This is a genomic window from Allocellulophaga tsushimaensis, assembly GCF_055383085.1.
In genome coordinates, this window is sequence record NZ_AP039451.1 from 3,827,713 (window position 1) to 3,844,429 (window position 16,717).

11 protein-coding genes are annotated in these 16,717 nt (G+C 30.3%); 6 read left to right on the forward strand and 5 right to left on the reverse strand.

Going from position 1 to position 16,717, the window contains the following annotated elements:
• Positions 1-18: 18 nt before the first annotated feature.
• From ACZ451_RS16445 to ACZ451_RS16455, 3 genes are read left to right on the forward strand one after another with little or no spacing between them, the layout of a single operon-like run.
• Positions 19-1,935 carry a BatA domain-containing protein gene (locus tag ACZ451_RS16445; protein WP_464214375.1) on the forward strand — a complete coding sequence of 639 codons (1,917 nt, stop codon included), beginning with the start codon at positions 19-21 and terminating at the stop codon, positions 1,933-1,935.
• Positions 1,932-3,185, forward strand: a complete 1,254-nt coding sequence (locus ACZ451_RS16450) for a dihydroorotase (RefSeq protein ID WP_464214377.1) — start codon at positions 1,932-1,934, stop codon at positions 3,183-3,185. Before ACZ451_RS16445 ends, ACZ451_RS16450 begins: the two co-directional genes overlap by 4 nt.
• 54 nt (positions 3,186-3,239) lie before the next feature.
• Positions 3,240-3,557 carry a magnetosome magnetite crystal formation protein family gene (locus tag ACZ451_RS16455; protein ID WP_464214379.1) on the forward strand — a complete coding sequence of 106 codons (318 nt, stop codon included), beginning with the start codon at positions 3,240-3,242 and terminating at the stop codon, positions 3,555-3,557.
• A gap of 85 nt (positions 3,558-3,642) precedes the next feature.
• Here the strand turns inward: ACZ451_RS16455 and guaB are convergent, their stop codons facing one another.
• The 3 genes from guaB to ACZ451_RS16470 all read right to left on the reverse strand — a co-directional run bounded on the left by guaB (position 3,643) and on the right by ACZ451_RS16470 (position 9,276).
• A complete protein-coding gene (gene guaB / locus ACZ451_RS16460; protein ID WP_464214381.1) occupies positions 3,643-5,115 on the reverse strand; it encodes an IMP dehydrogenase in 1,473 nt (490 codons plus the stop codon).
• A 112-nt stretch (positions 5,116-5,227) separates the two neighbouring features.
• Positions 5,228-6,046, reverse strand: a complete 819-nt coding sequence (locus ACZ451_RS16465) for a PhzF family phenazine biosynthesis protein (protein ID WP_464214383.1) — start codon at positions 6,044-6,046, stop codon at positions 5,228-5,230.
• 98 nt (positions 6,047-6,144) lie between these two features.
• Positions 6,145-9,276 carry a non-ribosomal peptide synthetase gene (locus ACZ451_RS16470; RefSeq protein ID WP_464214385.1) on the reverse strand — a complete coding sequence of 1,044 codons (3,132 nt, stop codon included), beginning with the start codon at positions 9,274-9,276 and terminating at the stop codon, positions 6,145-6,147.
• A 437-nt stretch (positions 9,277-9,713) separates the two neighbouring features.
• On the opposite strand from ACZ451_RS16470, the gene ACZ451_RS16475 reads away from it, so the two are divergent.
• From ACZ451_RS16475 to ACZ451_RS16485, 3 genes are all read left to right on the forward strand, one after another.
• Positions 9,714-10,169 (forward strand): hypothetical protein, encoded by a 456-nt coding sequence (locus ACZ451_RS16475; protein WP_464214387.1) that lies wholly within the window; start codon positions 9,714-9,716, stop codon positions 10,167-10,169.
• Positions 10,170-10,321: 152 nt separating this feature from the next.
• Positions 10,322-12,619 (forward strand): TonB-dependent receptor, encoded by a 2,298-nt coding sequence (locus ACZ451_RS16480; protein WP_464214389.1) that lies wholly within the window; start codon positions 10,322-10,324, stop codon positions 12,617-12,619.
• Positions 12,620-12,764: 145 nt separating this feature from the next.
• The gene (locus ACZ451_RS16485) at positions 12,765-13,508 is read left to right on the forward strand and encodes a tyrosine-protein phosphatase (RefSeq protein WP_464214391.1); all 744 of its coding nucleotides are present in this window, start codon (positions 12,765-12,767) and stop codon (positions 13,506-13,508) included.
• Here ACZ451_RS16485 and ACZ451_RS16490 read toward each other — a convergent pair.
• Together ACZ451_RS16490 and ACZ451_RS16495 are read right to left on the reverse strand one after the other, a co-directional pair.
• Positions 13,505-15,904, reverse strand: coding sequence for a GumC family protein (locus ACZ451_RS16490; protein WP_464214393.1), 2,400 nt, complete (start codon positions 15,902-15,904; stop codon positions 13,505-13,507). The two genes, ACZ451_RS16485 and ACZ451_RS16490, sit on opposite strands and share 4 nt — an antisense overlap.
• Before the next feature lie 21 nt (positions 15,905-15,925).
• Positions 15,926-16,684: a polysaccharide biosynthesis/export family protein gene (locus ACZ451_RS16495; RefSeq protein ID WP_464214395.1), complete on the reverse strand. Its 759-nt coding sequence runs from the start codon at positions 16,682-16,684 to the stop codon at positions 15,926-15,928.
• Positions 16,685-16,717: the final 33 nt, after the last annotated feature.

Here is a 16,717-nt window from a genome sequence, read left to right on the forward strand (position 1 = left end):
GACAAACAATTATTGGGAATGCAATTTAAATATCCAGAACTTCTTTGGGCACTATTATTACTACTTATTCCAATAATTATTCATCTTTTTCAGCTTCGGAAATTTAAAAAAACAGCTTTTACTAATGTAAAATTTTTACAAAAAGTAGTTGCCGAATCTAGAAAGAGTAATTCTTTAAAAAAATGGCTCTTACTTTTTACAAGATTATTATTATTTGCAGCTATTATTCTTGGTTTTGCGCAACCTTTTTTTGCTAAAAAAACTGCATTGCAAAAAAAAGAAACTGTTATTTATATCGATGATTCTTTTAGTATGCAGGCTAAAAAAGAAAATACCCCATTATTGGAGGCAGCCGTACAAGAAGTTATAAAAGTAATCCCTAAAGATAATACCATTACTATTTTAACGAACCATAAAGTTTTTAAAAATAAGAAGATAAAAAATATTCAAAACGATCTTTTAGCATTACCCTATACTCAAAAACAACTTTCGTTAAATGCAATTCAATTAAAAGCTAAAACAGTATTTAGTAAAGAAGAAAATAATATTAAAAACTTAGTTGTTATTTCTGATTTTCAAGAGAAAATACTAAAAAAGAGCAAAGATTCGCTCTCCGATATACAGATGCATTTGGTACAACTTTCTCCAGAAAGCACTGCCAATATTGCAATTGATAGTGCATATATAGATAAAGAAACACCAGATACTATAGAATTAAACACTATACTATCTAGTACCACAAAAATAGAAACAACACCAGTTTCCTTGTATAATGGTGAAAAATTAATTGCAAAAACTGCAGCAATTTTTGACGATTTAAATAAGGCCGTTGTACGCTTTTCACTTCCAAAGAATGAAACAATTGCTGGGAAAATAGAGATCGCTGACCCAAATTTAGATTATGACAACAGACTGTATTTTAGTCTTAATACTAAGGAAAAAATTAAAGTGTTAGCTATTGGAGAGCAGACTTCTTACTTAAAGAGGATTTATACTGAGGATGAGTTTAACTTTTCCTCTTACACGCTAAAAAATCTTAATTATAGCTTATTAGAGAATCAAAATTTAATTATAATTAATGCGTTAGAAACTATTCCAAATGCTTTACAAAATACTTTAAAGGCCTTTAAACAAAATGGAGGTAGCTTAGTATTAATACCAGCTCAAAATAGTGATATTGCCTCTTTTAATATGGTTTTGAATAATGATATGGTTATTTCACCAAGACTAGTGAAACAGGGGCAAGAAATAACAACAATTCATTTTTCGCATCCACTCTATGAAAATGTTTTTGATAAAAAAGTAAGTAATTTTCAGTATCCAAAAGTAAATACGCATTATAATATAAAAGGTAATTTAAATGCTATTCTCTCTTATACTAACGGCAAGCCATTTATGGTAGGTGGTAACGGAACCTATGTGTTTACAGCCCCTATTTCAGCAGAAAATTCTAATTTCAAAAATTCCCCATTAATTGTACCTACATTATATAAAGTAGGTGTAAGCAGTTTAAAATTAAATCAGCTTTATAATACGCTTAACAAAGCTAGCACTATAGAAATCCCTATAACATTGGCCAAAGATGAGATTTTAAAGGTTTCGCAAAACGAATATGAATTTATTCCTCAACAAAGGCCTTTTAGCAATAAAACAAGACTGCTTTTTACAGAAAACCCTATTAAAAATGGTAATTTCAATGTAAAAAAGGATACTGAAATTTTAAAAAACATAAGCTTTAATTATACTACTAAAGAAAGTGAATTGGTCTATAGCGATTTAAATACGGTTAAATCGCAAAGCAAACAAAATTCTATTGCAAATTTATTTGAACAATTAGAGAAAGACAATAACATTAACGAGCTTTGGAAATGGTTTGTTATTTTAGCATTAGTATTTGCTTTTATTGAAGTGATTATCCAAAAATACCTAAAATGAATATACTGTTAAAAGCTGCAAAAATTGTAGATGCATCGAATCCTAAGCTACACTTAAAAAAAAGAGATGTTTGGATTAAAAATGGTATCATTTCTACTATTGCAACAAAAATTACTCCTAATGCAAAAACTACTGTTATTCAATTAGACAACCTACATGTATCTCTAGGATGGTTTGATAGTGGGGTGGCTTTTGGCGAACCTGGATATGAAGATAGAGAAACGATAGAAAATGGTTTATTTACTGCCTCGAAAAGTGGTTTTACCGATATTGTATTAAATCCTAATACCAAGCCCCTCCCCGATTCTTCTTCGCATATTGCATTTTTAAAAAATGCTGGGAAAAATCAGGCTACAAATTTATATCCGCTTGGGACTTTATCTGTACATGCTGCTGGCAAAGATTTAGCAGAGTTATATGATATGAAAAATGCTGGTGCTGTAGGCTTTTACGATTATAAACATGCCGTTAGTAATTCTAATCTCATAAAAATAGCACTGCAATATGCCCAAAGTTTTGACGGACTTATTTATTCTTTTCCTTTAGACACAAAAATTGCTGGAAAAGGTATTGTTAATGAAGGTGAAAACTCTACAAAACTAGGGCTTAAAGGTATTCCTGCTTTAGCTGAAGATATCCAAATAGCTAGAGATTTATTTATATTAGAATATACTGGAGGAAAATTGCATATCCCAACTATTTCTACTGCAAATGCCGTAAAGTTGATTGCTGACGCAAAGAAAAAAGGCTTAGATGTAAGTTGTAGCGTTGCTATTCATAATTTAATTTTATCGGATGACGTTTTACACGAATATGACACCAATTATAAAGTAATGCCTCCATTACGTACTAAAACAGATCAAAAAGCGATAATAAAAGGGTTAAAAGATAATACTATTGATTTTGTGACTACAGATCATACTCCTATAAATATTGAAGAAAAAAAAGTAGAATTTGATAATGCTGCTTATGGAACTATTGGGCTCGAAAGTGCTTTTGGAAGTCTAAATTACCTATTAGATTTAGAAATTTCCATTAGCTTGTTAACCAAAGGAAGAGAACGATTTGGTTTAGAAACGCCACAAATAAAAGAAGGTGCTAAAGCCTGTTTAACTTTATTTAATCCAGATGGAGATAGCGTACTAAATGAAAATACTATACATTCTACTTCCAAAAATGCTGCATTGCTAGGAAAAAAACAAAAAGGGCTTGTTTATGGTGTAATAAATAACTCCCTGATACTAAAATAATTATATTTGAGTTATCATTACAATAAATAAACAATCTAAAAACTAAATTAAATTATGGATCAAACAACAAAAGAAGAAGGAAAAACAATGGCTATTATTAGTTATGTAACATTAATAGGACTACTTATTGCCTATTTTTCTAATAAAGACAAACAAAACGAATTTGTTAATTTTCATATTAAGCAATCATTAAAAGTTTTTATTCTTTTAGTAATTATTAATATTGTGTCTAATGTACTAGTAATGGTTACAGGTATCGGAGCAATAGCTTATTTAGGTTATATTCCTTGGGTCTTAACAATTTTAGGAATAATAAATGCAATGAACCTAAAAGAAGAAAAATTACCTGTTATAGGTAATATTGGCGGTTAATTTACATATTAAAATAAAATAGAAAAAGGGATTGTTCAAAATAACAATCCCTTTTTCTATTTTATAATTATACTATTTAAAAAAGTTATCTGCTATAATTAGGTGATTCTTTTGTTATGGTTACATCATGTGGATGGCTTTCGTTAATTCCACTAGCCGTGATTTTTACAAATCTTCCATTCTCTTTTAAGGTTTCAATATCTTTTGCACCGCAATAGCCCATTCCTGCTCTTAATCCTCCAACAAACTGATGTATACTTTCATACAGTTCTCCTTTATACGGAACACGCCCTACAATACCCTCGGGTACTAATTTTTTAATATCGTCCTCTACATCTTGAAAATAGCGATCTTTAGAGCCTTCTTTCATTGCTTCTACAGACCCCATTCCTCTATACGATTTAAACTTACGCCCTTCGTAAATAATGGTTTCTCCTGGAGATTCTTTTGTTCCTGCTAAAAGAGATCCTAACATTACCGTATCCGCACCCGCTGCAATTGCCTTTGGAATATCTCCAGTGTAACGGATTCCTCCATCTGCAATTACTGGAACTCCAGAACCTTTTATGGCCGCTGCGACTTCTAGTACCGCCGAAAACTGGGGAAAACCAACTCCTGCAACTACACGTGTTGTACATATAGATCCTGGTCCTATACCAACTTTTACGGCATCTGCCCCCGCAGCAACTAAATATTTAGCTGCTTCACCTGTTGCGATGTTCCCTACAATAACTTCTAACTTTGGAAATTTCTTTTTTACTTCCTTTAAAACGGTAACCACACCTTTAGTATGGCCGTGTGCTGTATCTATAACCACGGCATCAACTCCTGCATTTACTAAAGCCTCTGCTCTCTCAACAGCATCATGGGTTACTCCTAAAGCAGCTGCTACACGCAGCCTACCGTATTGATCTTTATTCGCAATAGGCTTTTGCGTCAGTTTTGTAATATCTCTAAACGTAATTAAACCAACTAACTTATTGGTTTTATCTACTACTGGAAGTTTTTCTATTTTATTTTCTTGCAGAATATCTTCTGCTTGCTCTAATGATGTTCCTTCGCCAACTGTTACTAAATTTTCTGAAGTCATTACCTCAGCAATAGGTCTATCATTATTTTTTTCGAATCTTAAATCTCTATTGGTCACAATACCTATTAACTTACCATCGTCATCTACTATTGGAATACCACCAATACTATGCTCTTTCATATTAGCTTTAGCGTCTCTAACAATAGAATTTAAGGGTAATGTTACTGGATCTATAATCATACCACTTTCAGCACGTTTTACTTTACGCACTTTCATGGCTTGCCTTTCTATGGACATATTTTTATGTAAAACCCCTATGCCACCTTCTTGTGCCATAGCGATTGCCATTTTAGATTCTGTTACAGTATCCATTGCAGCTGATACAACAGGAACGTTTATGGTTATATTTCTAGTAAATTTTGCTTTGATACTTACTTCTCTTGGAAGTACTTCTGAAAAGGCAGGAACTAAGAGTACGTCATCATAAGTAAGACCTTCTCCAAGAATTTTATCAAGATGTGCTTGCATAGCAATTATAAATTTAATTGCGTGCAAATATAAGGTTTTTATTATGAATTAATATGTTTTTAAAAACCAACTTTGGTATGTAGCCATACTATGAAATAAAAATAAGTCAGACTTATATTCTTAACATTCCTTGAAAAACGATTTGTGCTTCACTTTTTATGATTACTTTTTTATCATTAATCAACTCTACTTCCATAAAACCTGTCCTTTCTGAACATTGATATGAATTCATTTTGGTTTTATGCAAACGTTTGCTCCAATATTTTGCTAAAAAAGTATGTGTTCCACCAGTTACAGGATCTTCATTTGTTCCGCTCCAAGGCCAGAAATATCTCGACTCAAAATCAAAATCTTTCTTTTGAGAAATTGCGGTAATTAATACCCCATTTATGGAATGATGTGATTGTTTTAATCTTTCAAAATCTGGTGATAAACTATTTAACACCTCACTACTTTCTATTTCAAGTAGTAAAATATTTGTTTCTTTATTATACGCACTATTCAATATTTCCTCTATTCCTAAGGCATGTAACAATTCATCTGGCACCTCTTGTGGAACTGTATTATAAACTGGAAATTCCATTTCAATTTTGTCTCCATCCCCTTTGATTATTAAATCTAAATCCTGAATATTTTTAAAATGAATTCCATTTATTTCAGTATTCTTTTCAAAAAGAACTTTAGAAGCTGCTAATGTTGCATGCCCGCAAAGTGGAATTTCCATGATGGGTGAAAAATAACGAATCAAAAATTTTTCTTGATTATCGGTTTTAAATACAAACGCTGTCTCTGAAAACCCTAATTCTTTTGCAATAGATTGCATCTGCGCATCGGGCAATTTTTGATCCATTAAACATACACCGGCAGGGTTACCTTTAAAAGGCATATCTGTAAAAGAGTCAACAATATAGGTTTCTATTCTATTTATCATTTTCACACCTTAAGATCTAAGCATTTGCATTTCTTTTACATAAAAATAAAAGTACTCTTTGTATACTCGGTCATTATCAATCTAAAGAAGTTCCAATCTTACTCTTCTTCTAATAATGCTATTATTGTTTTTTCTATATATGCTGCATATGCTATTATAGTATTATATTTAAATACAAGTGCTATAGATAAATCTAACTCAAAAGCTGCCTTTAATCGAGAAGTTATGACCATGGCATTAAGGGAATTACCTCCTATCTGAATAAAATTTTCATCTACTCCTATTTCATCTAATTTCAAGACTTCTTTCCAAACAGCTACTATAATTTCTTCTATCTCATTTCTAGGAGCTAAGTAACTTTTAGCTACTTGCGTATCGTTTATAAAATGTTGTGGTAGTTTTTTTCTATTTATTTTACCACTAGATAATAACTCAAATTGCTTTACATGCATAAAAAAAGAAGGGATCATATAATCTGGTAAATTTTCTCCTATCCGTTCTTTTACAGCTTCTTCATCTACTTCTTTACCTGTATAATATGCAACTAAATATTCTTGATTATTTTCTTGTTTATTAACTTTAACTATCGCCTGAGAGATATGCGGATACTTTTCTAAACTTTTTTCTATCTCCCCTAATTCTATTCGTAAGCCTCTCAGTTTAATTTGCGTATCTGTTCTTCCTAAATATTCTATTGCTCCATCTGCTCTATATCTAACTAAATCTCCTGTTTTATACATTTTAGCTGTATTATCATCAGAAAAAATATTTTTTACAAAACGCTCATTCGTTAATGCATCCCTATTTAAATAACCCATAGCCACTTGTGTACCAGCTATATGTAACTCACCACTTACTCCTATTGGGACTTGACGCAAAGACTCATCCAATATGTACAGTTGCGTATTTGCAACTGGATGCCCAATTGGAATGCTATCCAAACCACTATCTTTTGTGCAATGCCACCTAGATACTTCTACAGATGCCTCTGTAGGACCATATAGATTATGAATTTCTACATCTAGTTTAGCATATGTTTTTTGTACTACTGGCACAGATAGCGCTTCACCACTACAAAAAATTATTCTAAGGTTTTTACATTGTTCTACACCAACTGTTTCTATAAAAACAGCTAACATAGATGGCACAAAATGAATTATAGTGACTCCATAATTTAATATTGTTTTTATGAGTCCGTCTGGATCTTGGTGTCCTTTATGTACTTCTACAACTAGTGTAGCACCAATTTGCAGTGGAAAAAATAATTCTGGGACAGATACATCAAACGTAATTGGCGTTTTTTGAATTAGAACATCACTATTCGTTATTGGATAGTCTTCTCTCATCCAATTTAAACGATTGCAAACCCCTCTATGATGACATTTTACTCCTTTTGGCTCCCCTGTACTACCAGATGTATAAATTACATATGCTAAATGGTCTGGTGTTATTTCTACTGAGGGTTTATAAAGATCTTGTAACGAAATTTCTTCGGCAATAGTTGCTATTTTATAACACTGAACTGTTTCTTGGATAGCTACATCTATATTAGTATGATTATAAAAGAGGTGCTTAACCTTAGCATCTTCTATTATAAATTTCAATCTCTGCATGGGTATACCAGTATCTAACGGTAAATATGCAGCTCCTGCTTTAATAACCCCATAAATATAAATCATCATCTCTAATGACCTTTCTAAACTAATCGCAACAATAGCTCCTTTTTGAACGCCTTTTTTTATTAAAAAATGAGCTACCTGATTCGATTTTTCATCTAAATCTTTATAAGTTAATTTTTGATCTTTATGCAGTAGTGCTATAGCATTTGGCGTTTCTTTAACTTGGTTTTCAAATTTAGAAAGTAATGTTTCGTTTTCATCATACACAACAGTTGTAGCATTCCATTCTTTTATTTTTGCAACCTCTTCAGCCGTGATAAGGTTAATATCATTTATTTTTTGATTTTTATCTTCAATAAATGCATCAATAATTTTGATAAAATGATCTGCTATGTAATTTACCTGATCTGTTGGAAATACATCATTATTTAAATCAAACTGTAACTTATAATTACCTTCATTATTAAAATCCTGAATTTGCAATCTGATATGGTGATTTGCATCTAAATGATCGGAAAGGATCCAATTACACTTCATTGGCATTCCAGAAAAATCATCTAAGGCTACAGGAATGTAATTAAGTAACACATTAAATGACTTTAATAAATCTACAGGAGGCTTAGCTAAAACAGATTGCTTAATTACCTCAAAAGATTCATTTTTCATTTTTTGAAAAAGGCCAATCAGTGTTTCTTGTTTTTCTACCAACACATCTACGGGAAACAATTCCATAAATAAACCGGCTGTTTGCTTTTCTTTTACATTTGTTCTATTATGAAAAGGCATTCCGATAGTGAAGGCTTCTTGATTTCCAATTTTATAGATTAAAGCACTGATTGCAGTTAAAAAAACATTAGACAAGGCTAATTCTGTTGTCCAAGCTCTAATATCCTTATCTTGGGTTAATTCCTTAAGTTTATGAGTTCTTTCTACCCCTAAATCAAAATTAAGTCTTGTTGCATTGCTTGAGGCATTTTTTAATTTAATACCGTAAAGAGAAGTAGGCGTATTAACATGATCTAATTTTTCTTTCCAAAAAGGACTTATTTCTTCTTCATACTTGAATGGGTTTTTCGCTGCATAAGATTCAAAAGTATATGATTTACTAGTATCCGCTTCTGCTATAGTATCTATTAGTGTTTTATAATTTGTATTTAGGCAATCATAGACATATTTCATTGCCCAACCATCCGTAATAAGGTGATGTTGGTTTAAGTAAAAAATAAATTTACCTTCAGCTATTTTAAATAGTACGGCATGATATAAAAATGCTTCTACTGAAAAGATTTTTCTTTTATGCTCTTCTACCCATTGATTATATAGTTGATACGAATTATGCTCCTTAGAAAAATCTATAAATTCTAAAGAGCTCTCTACTTTATCATAAAAAAACTGTCCTGGAATATCATCTTGGAGCTTAATAACTAAACGAAAAACATCATTAGTATCAACCAGTTTTTGAAAAGCTCTTTTAAAAATATCAACCATAATTTCTCCATTAATTTCATACGTTAAAACCATGTTATATAGTGGGTCATTTTCGTTAAGAAATTGTCCACTCCATATTTTCATTTGGCTATTCGTTAAGGCTAAAGGAGTTCTTGACATCATCACTTAAAAGGTTAAGAAATTTTACAACAAAGTTATCATATAAAAAAATATGTTGTAAATAGTTAATAATAAAAGTTTTCTTAGTAGCAAAAAACAACGATAACTAACAATGTATCATAACTTATTTAATCAAACAAAACTTAAACAAAAAAATACTTAAATCGTTATCTTTCATTCTAATTTTCAAATTCAATCATTCTATGTATTATCTTAAAGAGTTATGCAGTAATTTTTAGTGAAATTGTAATTTTACAAGGGAAAATAGGTTTTTAAAAGGTTTTAAAAAGCATTTATATTCCCTTTCAAACCTATTAATTCACGCTTAGTCTATTTTTTTTTCATTAAAGCACCTTCTTTGTTTAATTTGCACCCTCAAATAAAAACCTTGCTAATTAAGGTATTTTGTTTAACAATTTGTAAAATCGATAAGTAACCAAATGTATCAAATAGACTACAAGTCATTAATTATAAAAAATATTGCTATTGCCATAGCAATACTTTATTTGGTACACCCAATTCATAAAGAAATTACTTATGTATTACATACTATAACTCATAACTTAGAGGCGCCAACTCATATTATGTCTCATGAGAAATACCAACAACACCATACAACACCTGAGAGTCATTTTAAAACAAGTGAATCTCATGATCATAATTTAATTGAATTGATTGGTGATATATTTAAAACATCCGATACAGATAACCCAATTGACAAAAAAAATAATTTTAAGAAAAAAATATCAAAGCATTTGATATCAAAACTTGACTTATTTCCTAAAAAGAGCTTTTTCGTTATTAAAAGTATACCAATAGCGATTGAAGAAAGTTTTATAACTATCTATCAAAACAAAAAATACCCGCCTCCAAAAGATAGCGCAACACTAATTTAGTATTTAAACCTATTATTTTACCTCACTTATTTTCATTTATGATATAAATGTAAAATTGTAGTGTTTGTTGCTAAATGAATATCAATCTCATTTCAAAAAAATAATTAAAGTATAAAGGGTTAACATAAAAGTTAACTACTAATAAAAATATAATGAAAAATTTTATCATAAGAAGCATATTTATTTTTGCTTTTATAGGAAGTGTTAGTGCGCACGATTTAAAAGGCACCATAGTAGATGAAGCAAATGTACCACTTGAAGGGGTTACTATTGTAAATAAAACTACAGGAGGTTATGCAATAAGTAATATATCTGGTTATTTTGAATTAGATGATATTTCTGTAGGTGATCTAATTAATATTAATAGCCTTGGGTTTAAAACGCAAGAAATTACCATAACAGAAAGTCAATTAGATGCAACTGTAAATATCATATTGTTAGAAGCCGCTGTTTCTTTAGAACAGGTTACCTTAGTTTCTAAAGTAGACGTGTTAACAAAACTTGTTAATATAGATGTGAAAGTGAACCCTGTTAAATCTTCACAGGAAATTCTTAGAAAAGTTCCAGGTCTTATTATTGGACAACATGCTGGTGGTGGTAAAGCTGAACAAATATTTTTAAGAGGTTTTGATGTAGATCATGGTACAGACGTAGCTATTAATGTAGATGGTTTACCAGTAAATTTACCTTCACATGCTCACGGACAAGGTTATGCCGATTTACACTTTTTAATACCCGAAACAATAGATAATATTGATTTTGGAAAAGGTCCTTATTATGCTAATAAAGGTAATTTTAATACTGCAGGATATATTGATCTAAACATAAAAAATAAAATAGACAATAATTCTTTTACGCTTGAAGTAGGTCAATTCAATACCCTTAGAGCTGTAGGATTAATAAAAGTTTCAGAAGGTGAGTTTAGTAATGCTTATATAGCATCAGAAGCTGTATTTACAGATGGTTTTTTTGAATCTCCACAAAATTTTAATAGAATTAATATTTTAGGTCGCTATAATTTTAACAATTATGAAGATGAAGAATTAACGCTTTCAGTATCACATTTTCAAAGTAGATGGAATGCCTCTGGGCAAATACCACAACGTGCGGTTGACCAAGGTTTAATTACAAGGTTTGGAGCAATAGATGATACTGAAGGGGGTACTACAAGTAGATCTAATATATGGGTAAACCATACCAAACAGTTAGATGAGCATCAAAGAATTAAAACAAAAGCTTTTATTTCTAAATATGATTTTGAATTGTTTTCAAACTTTACATTTTTCTTAAATAACCCTGTTGATGGAGATCAAATTAGACAATCTGAAAGTAGAACAATTATAGGTGCTGAGACTGCATATGAGAAAAATTTTCATGTAGAAGATCATGATACACAAATTAGTTTTGAAAGTGGTTTTGGATTCCGATACGATGATAATAACGATGTACAATTATCTCGTACTCGTAATAGAAGAGAGCTTTTAGAGCGTTTAGCATTTGGTGATGTAGATGAGTTAAACGGTTATGGTTTTGCGAGTTTAACCTACAAAACTAGAGATTGGAGCTTTATTCCAGGAGTACGTTTAGATTATTTTAAGTTTGGATATAACAACTTTATTTCTGGTGAGGAAGATGGAGTTCAAGTAAATCCAAATTTATTTGATGATAGACAAACAGATGATGTTATTATAAGTCCAAAATTTAATGTAATTTATACTCCAACTCAAAATTTCCAATTATTCTTTAAATCTGGTTTTGGTTTCCACTCTAATGATAGTAGAGTAGTTACTAATCCTCAAGGTTTAGGATTAAACAATGGAAATGATGAAAGCTTAGAGACCTTACCATCTGCTTTTGGATTAGATTTAGGAACAATTTTTAAACCAACTAACCGTATTGTTGTAAATGCTGGTGTTTGGGGCTTAGCATTAGAACAAGAGTTTGTGTATGTAGGTGATGAAGCTGTTGTAGAACCAAGTGGACGATCTAGACGTTTTGGTGTAGATTTTGGTATTCGTTACCAATTAACAGATTGGTTATATGCCAATGCAGATGTTAATTATACATTAGCGAGAAGTATTGATGAACCAGATGGGCAAGATTTTATTCCTCTAGCTCCAGATTTAACTTCTGGTGGTGGGTTAAGTATTCGTAACCTAGGTAAATTCTCTGGCGGTATTAACTACCGTTTGGTAGATGATAGACCTGCAAATGAAGATAATTCTATTGTAGCAGAAGGATATTTTGTGACAGATTTAAATTTAAATTATAATTTTACTAAAAATTGGTCTTTTGGATTAATTGTAGAAAATTTATTTGATACTGAATGGAATGAAACTCAATTTGCAACAGAAACTAGATTACGTAATGAAGTGAATTCTGTTGAAGAAATTACATTTACACCAGGTACTCCTTTTTCACTAAGAGGTAAATTATCTGTTAGATTCTAATAAAAAATAGAAAACTTCTAATAAAGCTAGTTTGTTTAAAAAACAGACTAGCTTTGTTATTTATATATTATTTTAATAAGTTATACTAATAATTAATTGAGCAATAGTATTTTTGCAATTATTTAGTATTAATAAAACCTAAAATATGTTCCATATTTTTAGTAAAAAAATATTTCTGGCAGATTATTTAGAAGGTCTTATAGATATTCATAATCATATTTTACCTGGTATTGATGATGGAGCAAAAACAGTAAAAGAGTCAATTGCACTCATTAAAGGTTTTTCTAATATCGGTGTTGAACATTTTATAGCCACACCCCATATCATGGATAATTATTATCCAAATACTCCACATACAATTAACGAAGCATTAGCAATACTAAAAAATGAAATAGTTAAAGAGAGTCTGCGCTTTATTTCTGTTGAAGCTTCCGCGGAACACATGATAGATTCTAACTTTGAAAAGATACTAAATACGAATTCTATTATGCCATTGCACAAAGATTATATTCTTGTTGAAATGTCTTATTTACAGGCATCAATAAATTTTGAGGAAGCTATACTAAAAATAGCTAAAAACCGATTATATCCTATTTTAGCGCATCCAGAACGTTATATGTATTTAAAAAATACTAACAAATATGGAATCTATAGGAATCAAGGTGTTTTATTTCAGCTTAATTTATTATCATTAGGAGAATATTATGGCAGAGATGTTCAAAAAAACGCTATAAAACTACTTCATAAAGGGCAAATAGATTTTGTAGGTAGTGATGTTCATCATATGCAACAACTAAAGGCTCTTAAAGAGATTACCATTTCTAAGAAAACACTACAACAAATACTTCCTGTAATAAAGTATACTATAAAAACATTTGGTGTAAATTAAGCACTTTTCCAAAATTTCCACCATTTCTTTTCAGTAGCACTGTAACCATAACCGTATTTACCACCATAGCCTAATTCTGTTTGCTTAACATCGTTAACTATGAAAGATAGTCCTTTTAGCTTACCTTCTTTCTTAAGTTTTATAGGATATTCTAAAACTTTTGTTTCAGTCATGTTAGCCCGTGTTACATAGATGATATGGTTGGCATATTCAGATATTAAAAGTGTATCTGTTACAGACATTAATGGTGCTGTATCAACAATAACATAATCATAAAGTTCAGATACTTCTTCGAACAAATCTTTCATCTTGTTACTCATTAACAATTCTGAAGGATTTGGTGGTATTTTTCCAGAATAAATAATATCTAAGCTATTTGAATTTACTAGTATCGTATTGGTAATATCTTTTAAACTAATAGTACTATCATATAAATATTCGGTTAAACCTCCAATTCCAATTTTAGATTTATCAAGAGAATCTATATTGGATTTATTTTGATCAAAAAATGATTGGATTTTAGGATTTCTAATATCTGCACCTAAAAGCAGCACTTTTTTATTTGTATTTGAAAGAATCATACTTAAGTTAGAAGACAAAAATGTTTTACCTTCTCCTGGAACACTAGAAGTAATAAATACGACATTATTTTTACTATTCTTCGTATTTGATTTTATTAAATAATCTAAATTAGTTCTTAATATTCTTAATGATTCTGCAAGTACAGAGCGATCATCTTTAATGATTATTTTAGATGATTTTCTTTTTATTTTCGGTAACTCGGCTAATATAGGTACATCATTAATTATTTTTTCTAATTCAATTTTATTATGAATTTTATTATCTAATAAGTCAGAAACATATATGATGGAAAATGGTAAAAATAAGCTGAAAACAAAAGCCCCAAAGTAAATAATTTTTTTGTTTGGCGCCACAGGATAAGAACTTCCACTAGAAGCACTATCAATAACTCTTGATTTTGGTTTAGCAGAAGCATACGTAATTTGAGATTCTTCGCGCTTTTGTAATAAATATAGATAAAGAGATTCTTTTGTTTGTTGTTTTCTTGTAATATCTCTTAAGGCTCTCTCATTTTTAGGAGCAGAATATAAACTAGAATTTATCTTAGCTTGTTGATTACTCAGATTATTAACTTGTAAATTTAGAACATTTTTAATGCTTGTAATACTAGTTCTCATATTACGCTTTAATCCATTTAATTGTTCATCTAAATTTACTATTATTGGATTTTTCTCACTTGAACTTTTAAGTAAGCGTTTGCGTTCTAATACCAACTCATTATACCGAGCTGCTGTAGCAGCAATGGCTCCATCAGACAAACCAACATTAGAGGGTAACAAATCATTATTACTGGCTGTATTATCCAGAATATTGTTCATAGACTCAGCAATGTTTAATTGTGTAGAAGCTTCTATTAATGCCTGTTCATTTGCATTTCCTGCGCTTAAATTTGAATTAGCTTCCGACCCCAAATCAACAATTCTTCTCTTTGTTTTAAAATCTTGTGCTGTTTGATCTACAGAAGATAAATCCGAATATATATTTTCAATTCTAGTATTAATAAATTCAGAAGTTCTATCAGCAAGCGCTTTTTGATCAGCAACTGCATTTCTGTTATATACATCTATTAATGCATTAATAATATCTTGTGCTTTCTCTTGTACTGGATCATTAAGACCAATGTTTAATATGGTAGAAGACTTTTGAGCAGGAAACACGTTCACCCTATTTCTGTAGCTTTGTGCTACAGCTGTAACTGGTCTTAATTTGACTTCAAATTTTTTGCCATTATAATTATCTAATTTGTCAGAATTAGGTGTTATAACTAAATCACCAACCGAAGATGGTAAGTTATTTCCATATGAAAACTCTTTTACAGGTTTATTTTTGTCAACTGAATAACCAAAGGTAGTTCCTGATAAAGGCTGTATATAAAAAGTAATACTAGATTGTTTTATAATAGAATCTGGTGCTATATAATTTACTTTAAAAGGAGAGCCTCTATAAATTTCGCTATCCAAAAACCCTCCTAACTGCGTTATTGTTTGATTTAAACCTAAACTTTCAACAACTTCAATAACATTAGATTTAGATTTAAACGAAAGTATTTCATCTTCTATGGCGCCAGAAGATGAAGAGCCCGAATCATTTAAATCTTTAAAAAGATTCAATTCAGGATTTAAATTTTCTTCCGCAAGTATTTGAATTTTAGCTTCTGCTGAATACAGCGGCACAGTATATCTGATTAATAAATATGCAGCAAATAAAAAAATTAGTAAGGAAATAAAAAACCAATACCACTTTTTTAGATATGGCTTTATGATATCCTTAATATTAAAAGAACTGGATATATTATCTTCTAGATTAGTATTCATCAACTATGAGTATGAATTATATTAATTAGTAATAAGTGTAGCTGTAGTTATAGCAATACCTATTAAAGATAGAACAACACCCAATCTACCATCAGATCTAGACTCAGATATAGCAGACTTATTAGGTTCTACATAAATAATATCATTTTGAGTTAAGTAATAAGATGGATTATTGAATGCCTCTTTAGAAGTTAAATCAATTCTACTGATAACTTTTGTACCACTATAATCTCTAATAATCATAATATTATTCCGTATTGCTTTTCTTCCCAAATCACCTGCTAATCCAAGAGCTTCTAAAATGGTAATTTGCTCTCCAATTACTTGGTATGTTCCTGGTGCATTTACCTCTCCTAAAATAGTAACTGTAAAGTTATTTAATCGTATGTTAATAATTGGATCTTTTAGGTAACCATCTAATTTTTTGTATAAGAAAACTCTAAGCTCTTCTGGCGATAGCCCTGCTACTTTAATTTTTCCTAAAACCGGAAAATCTATTTCTCCATATTTATCTACTAGATAACTTACTTGTTGCTGACCTCCATCCCCTCCTGTTCCGCTGTATAAATTAAAAGGAGCACTGGCTTCAGGGTTTGCCGTTGATACTAATATGACTACTTCATCATCAACTTTAAATTTAGGTTCAAAATAATTATCTCCTATTAAAGTTTCAAAATCCTTAGAATCTTGAAAATAAACTACTTCTTTTTTAGAACCACATGATGTCATACAGATGGAGCTTATTAATAATAAAAGATATAAATATCTAGTTTTTAACATAATTAAATAATATTTTATACAATATTAGGGATT